Origin of the sequence: Streptomyces sp. NPDC006385, assembly GCF_040612485.1 — a bacterium.
Classification (GTDB): Bacteria; Actinomycetota; Actinomycetes; order Streptomycetales; family Streptomycetaceae; genus Streptomyces.
This window is the reverse complement of record NZ_JBEXQG010000012.1, coordinates 174,997-181,586: the sequence shown is the minus strand read 5'-3', so window position 1 is coordinate 181,586 and position 6,590 is coordinate 174,997. Positions and strand designations below refer to the sequence as shown.

The 6,590-nt window shown below is 73.1% G+C and carries 6 protein-coding genes and 1 pseudogene; 2 read left to right on the top strand and 5 right to left on the bottom strand.

Annotated features, from left to right (window positions below; genetic code table 11):
- Positions 1-86 precede the first annotated feature (86 nt).
- Both panC and ABZ078_RS12885 read right to left on the bottom strand, forming a co-directional pair.
- Positions 87-776 (bottom strand): annotated as a pseudogene (gene panC / locus ABZ078_RS12890) (pantoate--beta-alanine ligase); the annotation flags it as partial.
- Positions 773-1,702 carry a DUF2520 domain-containing protein gene (locus ABZ078_RS12885; protein WP_356574515.1) on the bottom strand — a complete coding sequence of 310 codons (930 nt, stop codon included), beginning with the start codon at positions 1,700-1,702 and terminating at the stop codon, positions 773-775. The pseudogene panC and the gene ABZ078_RS12885, both read right to left, overlap by 4 nt.
- 183 nt (positions 1,703-1,885) lie before the next feature.
- Here ABZ078_RS12885 and ABZ078_RS12880 point away from each other — a divergent pair, with 183 nt between their 5' ends.
- On the top strand, positions 1,886-3,064 hold the full coding sequence (locus ABZ078_RS12880; protein ID WP_356574513.1) for a beta-eliminating lyase-related protein: 1,179 nt from the start codon (positions 1,886-1,888) through the stop codon (positions 3,062-3,064).
- Here ABZ078_RS12880 and ABZ078_RS12875 read toward each other — a convergent pair.
- Complete coding sequence (locus ABZ078_RS12875; protein ID WP_356574511.1) at positions 3,054-3,269, bottom strand: hypothetical protein; 216 nt, start codon at positions 3,267-3,269, stop codon at positions 3,054-3,056. The two genes, ABZ078_RS12880 and ABZ078_RS12875, sit on opposite strands and share 11 nt — an antisense overlap.
- Before the next feature lie 164 nt (positions 3,270-3,433).
- Between ABZ078_RS12875 and ABZ078_RS12870 the strand changes: the two genes are divergently transcribed.
- Positions 3,434-4,537 carry a DUF5937 family protein gene (locus tag ABZ078_RS12870; protein WP_356574509.1) on the top strand — a complete coding sequence of 368 codons (1,104 nt, stop codon included), beginning with the start codon at positions 3,434-3,436 and terminating at the stop codon, positions 4,535-4,537.
- 67 nt (positions 4,538-4,604) lie between these two features.
- Here the strand turns inward: ABZ078_RS12870 and ABZ078_RS12865 are convergent, their stop codons facing one another.
- The gene (locus tag ABZ078_RS12865) at positions 4,605-5,276 is read right to left on the bottom strand and encodes a response regulator transcription factor (RefSeq protein ID WP_356574507.1); all 672 of its coding nucleotides are present in this window, start codon (positions 5,274-5,276) and stop codon (positions 4,605-4,607) included.
- 74 nt (positions 5,277-5,350) lie between these two features.
- Complete coding sequence (locus ABZ078_RS12860; protein ID WP_356574505.1) at positions 5,351-6,565, bottom strand: sensor histidine kinase; 1,215 nt, start codon at positions 6,563-6,565, stop codon at positions 5,351-5,353.
- Positions 6,566-6,590 lie beyond the last annotated feature (25 nt).

The window sequence follows — 6,590 nt, the reverse complement described above, 5'->3', positions numbered from 1 at the left end:
AAGTCGTACGCCCTGCGCCCGAACGACGAGCTCGCGACCGTCGTCATGCGCCCGCGCGGCTGGCACCTGAACGAGCGGCACCTCCAGGTCGACGGCACTTCGCGGGCCCGGGCGCGCAGCGCCTCCTGCGCCGCGTGCCGGTCGCGGCCGGCGAACAGCGCCTGGGACAGCGCGAGCGCGGTGCGCCGTTCCTTGGGCGAGAGGTAGCGGTTGCGGCTGGAGAGGGCGAGGCCGTCCTCCTCGCGCACGGTGGGGACGCCGACGATCTCGACGCCGAAGTTCAGGTCGCGCACCATGCGGCGGATCAGGGCGAGCTGCTGGGCGTCCTTCTGGCCGTACAGGGCGACGTCGGGGCGGGTGAGGTGGAGCAGCTTGGCGACGACGGTGAGCATGCCGTCGAAGTGGCCGGGGCGTGAGGCGCCCTCCAGGCGTTCGCCCATGGGGCCGGCGCTGATGCGGACCTGGGGCTCGCCGCCCGGGTAGACCTCGTCCACGGAGGGGGCGAACACGACGTCCGCGCCCGCCTGTTCGGCCAGCTTGAGGTCGGCCTCCAGGGTGCGCGGATAGCGGTCGAGGTCCTCGCCCTTGCCGAACTGGAGCGGATTCACGAAGACGGTGACGACGACCTCGCCGTCCGGTCCGGCGATCCCGCGCGCGGTGCGGATCAGGGTGGCGTGGCCCTCGTGCAGGGCGCCCATGGTCATCACGACGGCGCGGCGGCCGTCACGCACGCGCGCGTGCAGTTCGTCGGCGGTGCGCAGCAAGGTGGTCGTCATCGGGCTTCTCCCTCGGCGCCGTCGGTCCCGTTGGCGAGTACCCCGAGGAGGTCCTCGGCGAGCTCCGGCTTGAGCAGTCCGTGGGCGAGTGCCCGGTCGGCGGTCGCGCGGGCCATCGCCAGGTAGCCGGCGACGGTCTGCGGGGCGTGCCTGCGCAGCTCCGTGACGTGCGCGGCGACGGTGCCGGCGTCCCCGCGCGCGACCGGGCCGGTCAGGGCCGCGTCACCGGAGCGCAGGGCGTTGTCGAGCGCGGCGCCGAGCAGCGGGCCCAGCATGCGGTCGGGGGCCGCCACGCCCGCCTCGCGCAGCAGCTCCATGGACTGGGCGACCAGTGTCACCAGGTGGTTCGCGCCCAGCGCGAGCGCCGCGTGGTAGAGCGGGCGCATCTCCTCGGCGATCCACTCCGGTTCGCCGCCCATCTCGATGACGAGGGCCTCGGCGGCCAGCCGCAGTTCCGGGGGCGCGGTGACGCCGAAGGAGCAGCCGGCCAGGCGCTGGACGTCGACGGGGGTGCCGGTGAAGGTCATCGCCGGGTGCAGGGCCAGCGGCAGCGCGCCCGCACGCAGGGCGGGGTCCAGGACCTTCGCGCCGTACCGCCCGGAGGTGTGCAGCAGCAGTTGCCCCGGCCGTACGGCCCCGGTCTCGGCGAGGCCCTCGACCAGCCCGGGCAGCGCGTCGTCCGGCACGGTGAGCAGGACCAGCTCGGCGCGCTGGAGGACCTCGGCGGGCGGCATGAGCGGCACGTCGGGGAGCAGCTGCGCGGCCCGGCGCCGGGAGGCGTCGGAGACCCCGGAGACGGCCACCGGGCGGTGCCCGGCGAGCTGGAGCGACGCGGCGAGCGCGGGACCCACGCGACCGGCGCCGACGACACCGACGGCAAGCCGCGCGGGGCGGTCCTTGGGATCTGGCTGTTGGCTTGTACTCACGCGACGGCGGCCTTCCGTTCCAGTCCGCTCTGGGTACCGGACGATTTCTCGTCATGTTAACGCGATCGGTTCGACGGGCGTCCGGGTTGTCCACAGGCTGTGGGTCATCGCACGCCGTGCGGGCGGGGGCGGTCAACGGACATGCGCGTGCTCGCGCGCTTGGGCGCACGGCATGATCCCGGCATGAGCGATACGGCGCAGCAGGGCGGGGCACAGTCGGCGCGGAAGCGGCTCAGGGAGCGGCGAGCGGCCGCCTACCGGAAGGCCCGGCGCGTCCTGTCGCGCCCGGCATTCACCGGCACGCTCCGCGAACGCCTCGCGCTGCTGCAGGAGACGGCACCGCAGGTGTACGACCTGGACGAACCCGCCGACCTGTACGGGAACGGCATCGTCGAGGCCCTGGAGGAGAAGGTCGCCGGGCTGCTCGGCACGGAGGCCGCCGCGTTCTTCCCGACCGGCACCATGGCCCAGCAGGTCGCCCTGCGCTGCTGGGCCGGCCGCACCGGCGACCCGACCGTGGCCGTACATCCGCTGGCCCACCCCGAGGTGCATGAGCGGCACGCGTTCAGCCAGGTCAGCCGGTTGCGGCCGGTGCACCTCACCGGCGAGCCGCGGTTGCCGACCGCCGACGAGGTGCGCGACCTCGACGAGCCCTTCGGGGCGCTGATGCTGGAACTGCCCCTCAGGGACGCCGGTTTCGTCCTGCCGACGTGGGAGGAGCTCACGGAGGTGGTGGAGGCGGCGCGGGAGCGCGACGCGGTGGTGCACTTCGACGGCGCGCGCCTGTGGGAGTCCACCGTCCACTTCCGCCGCCCGCTGGACGAGATCGCGGGCCTGGCGGACAGCGTGTACGTCTCGTTCTACAAGTCCCTCGACGGCTTCGGCGGCGCCGCGCTCGCCGGCCCGAAGACGCTGGTGGAGGAGGCCAAGGCATGGCGCCACCGGTACGGCGGCATGGTCTTCCAGCAGTTCCCCACCGTGCTGTCGGCCCTCGCGGGGCTGGAGCGCGAGCTGCCCCGGCTGCCGCGGTACGTGGCCCACGCGCGCGTGGTCGCCGCCGCGCTGCGCGAGGGGCTCGCCGAGGCGGGGATGCCGTGGGCGCGGGTGCACCCCGCGGAGCCGCACACCCACGAGTTCCAGGTCTGGCTGCCGTATGAGGCGGCCCTGCTCGACGAAGCGGCGGTGCGCCAGGCCGAGGAGACGAGGACCATGACCTTCGCCTCCCCCTGGGACCCGCGCGGACCGGGTCTGGCCCGCACCGAGGTCTCCGTGCGCGCCGCCGGCCTGGAGTGGACCGCCGGCGACGTGAAGGCGGCGGTCGCGGAGTTCGTGGCCCGGCTGACCGGGGAGGTCAGCGAGTAGGGCGCGGCCGCGGACGCAGCCACCGGCCCAGGGCCTGCCGTATCCGCCCCCGGGCAGGCCGCCCGGCGACGACCGCCCGGAACTGCCGGTGGTCGCGCCACTCGCGCACGACCTGCCAGTCGTGGGCGCCGGGCGCCGGAGGGGTGGGCTCGCCGAGCCGGCGGGCGCGGTAGATGTCGAGGTGGTGGTGGTGCGTGACGCTCACGCTGGATCGCCTTCTCTGGACGTAGGAGACATGACGTAGGGATCGGGCTCCGGGGCTGCCCCGGTGATCCCAGGCTGCGTCGGAGGGGCGGGCCGCGTCGCGTCGATTGACGCCCGCCGTCAATCGACGGACGCGTTGTCAGTGGCGGGATGCACCATGAGGGCATGAGCGTGAGCATCGACATCGCGGGGCTGCGGCCGGAGAGGCTCGCCGTCGTGCCCTCGCCCCTGGCCGAGCTCGGCACGGCGCTGCACGCGCTGTCGGAGTCCGGGCACCACCCGGGCCTGCAGGGCTGGGTGACGGGTGTGACGGCCCGGCTGGATCCGCACCTGGCCGACCGGATGTGCGAGGCCGACTTCCTGTGGCGGACGACGTTCTCGGACCTGTTCCTGCCCTACGCGGGCATCCCGGGCGGAGCGCTGCCCGGCGCGACGCTCGCCGAGGAGCTGGACCTGCTGGACAAGCTCACGGACGAGCAGTTCGTGGACGCCGCGCTCGAGTTCACCTGCGCGCTGCCGTACGCCACGCGGGCGCCCGACGTCCTGGCCGACGAGGAGCTGCGCCGCCGTGCTCTGGAGCTGGCCGCCGCGCGCGGGCCGCAGCAGCTGCGGTTCAGCCGGCGGCTGCTGGAGGATCCGCCGCGTATCCGGGCCTGGCTGCGGCAGTTCCTGGAGGACTGCGACGAGACGTTCTTCGCGGACGCCTGGTCCCGCCTGAGCCACCAGCTCGCGGCGGACGCCCGCCACAAGAGCGACCTTCTGCGGCACAAGGGGCTGACTGAGGCGCTGACCGCGGTGTCCCCGGCGGTGAGCGTCGACGAGACCGCCGGAAGGATCACCGTCGACAAGCTGCACCAGGGCCACACCGTCATCAAGGACAGCAGCCTCCTGCTCGTGCCGACGAGCCTGGGCTGGCCGCACCTGATGGTGCTGCACCGGCACGGATGGCAGCCGGTGCTGCACTACCCGGTCGGCTCGCCCGGGCTCGCGGCGCCGCCTTCGGTCGACCGACTGACGCTGAGGATGACCGCGTTGTCCCATCCGGTGCGCATGCAGCTCTGCCGCAACCTCGCCCGCAGCACGTACACCACAGGTGAGCTCGTGCAGATCCACGGCATGACCGCGCCCGAGATATCCCGGCACCTGAGCGTGCTCAAGAAGGCGGGCCTGATCACCACCCGCCGCCGGGGGCGGTACGTCCTGCACCAGTTGGACGTCCCCGTGGTGGCGCGGCTCGGCAGCGACTTCCTCGAAGCGCTGCTGCGGTGACCGTCAGCCGTCGAGTGGGTCCGCCACTCGACGAACTCCGGCTCGCCGCCGCTTCAGGACGGTCTGATCAGCCGTGCCCGCCCGCCCGGACCAGCCCCGTCTCATAGGCCAGGACCACCACCTGCACCCGGTCGCGCAGCCCGAGCTTGGTCAGGATGCGGCCGACGTGGGTCTTCACCGTGGCCTCGGACAGCACCAGCCGGGCGGCGATCTCGCCGTTGGACAGGCCCTGCGCGACCAGCACCATGACCTCGCGCTCGCGGTCGGTGAGCCGCTCCAGCTCCTTGTGCCGGGGCTCCTTGCCGGCGGAGGGCAGCATGGGCGCGAACCGGTCCAGCAGGCGCCGAGTGGTCGACGGGGCCACCACCGCGTCGCCGCTGTGCACCGCGCGGATGGCGGCCAGGAGTTCGCCGGGCGGCACGTCCTTGAGCATGAAGCCGGAGGCGCCCGCTTTGAGCCCGGAGAAGGCGTACTCGTCGAGGTCGAAGGTGGTCAGGATCAGCACCTTGGGCGGCTCGGGCTCCGAGCAGATGCGGCGGGTGGTCTCCACACCGTCCAGCTTCGGCATGCGCACGTCCATCAGCACGACGTCGACGGGGGTCGAGCGCAGTACCTGGAGGGCTTCGACGCCGTCGCCCGCCTCGGCGACGACCTCCATGTCCGGCTGGGCGGCGAGCACCATCCGGAACCCGGTGCGCAGCAGCACCTGGTCGTCGACGAGCATCACGCGGATCGTCATCGAGGTCCTCTTCCGTGTCTTCCGTATCCGTCTACAGGGCCGTTACAGGTGTCAACCATGGCCAGGAGCAGCCATCAGTGTGCTGGTTTGAGCGGCAGCAGCGCGCTGATGCGGAATCCTCCGCCGGGGCGCGGCCCCGCGTCCAGAGTGCCGCCGACCATGCCGACCCGCTCGCGCATGCCGATCAGGCCGTGCCCCCGGCCGTCGGCGCCGCCCTCCTCGTACAGCTCGTGCGGCGCCCCCTTGCCGTCGTCCTCGACGAGGAGACCGAGGCCGTCGTCGAAGTAGACCAGGCGCACGCTCGCGCCCGCGTTGGGGCCGCCGTGCTTGCGGGTGTTGGTGAGCGCCTCCTGCACGATGCGGTAGGCGGTCAGCTCGACGCCGCTGGGCAGCGGGCGCGGGGTGCCCTCCACCTTGAAGTCGACGGGCAGGCCGGAGCCACGGCACTGCTCGACCAGGTCCTCGATCTGCTCGACGTCGGGCTGCGGGACGTACTCGCCGCTCTCCTGGTGCTCGCCGGTGCGCAGCACTCCGAGGAGGCGGCGCATCTCGGCGAGGGCCTGGCGGCCGGTGGAGGAGATGGTCTCCAGGGCCTGCTTGGCCTGGTCGGGCGCGCTGTCGAGGACGTAGGCGGCGCCGTCGGCCTGCACCACCATCACGGAGACGTTGTGCGCGACGACGTCGTGCAGCTCGCGCGCGATCCGGGCGCGTTCGGCGGCGACCGCGACCTTGGCCTGCGCCTCGCGCTCCTTCTCGAGCCGGGTCGCGCGCTCCTCCAGCTGCCCGTAGTAGGCGCGTCGGGTGCGGATGGAGTCGCCGAGCACCCAAGCGAGGGCGAACGGCACCGTCATGAAGACCATCAGGGCCAAGGTGCCCAGGACGGTCGAGTCCTGCTCCGGCCAGCGAAGCTGCGCCAGGGGCGCCGCGCACAGACCCGTGGCCAGCGCGAGCCGGGAGGCCCAGCGGGCGCCGGTCGCGGCGACGGTGTAGGTGATCACCAGGAAGGCGAAGTTGGCGGGCGTCGTCGCCACGTCCAGCACGAGCTGCGCCACCCCCACGCCGATGGCCAGCAGGAGCATCTTCTCCGGCATGCGCCGGCGCAGCGCGATCACCAGGCACAGCAGGAGGACGACCGGGAGGACGATCGCCACGGATCCGGTACCCGGAATCTCCGGATCGGCCGTCTCCCGGACGGCCGTGCCCACCGCCGAGATCCCGAAAAGGAGGACAGCCCAGAAGACGTCGACCCCTGTCGGGTGCCTGCGGAGGAAGTCATAGAGGCGCTGCACGTAACCCAGCGTAGGGAAGCGAGAT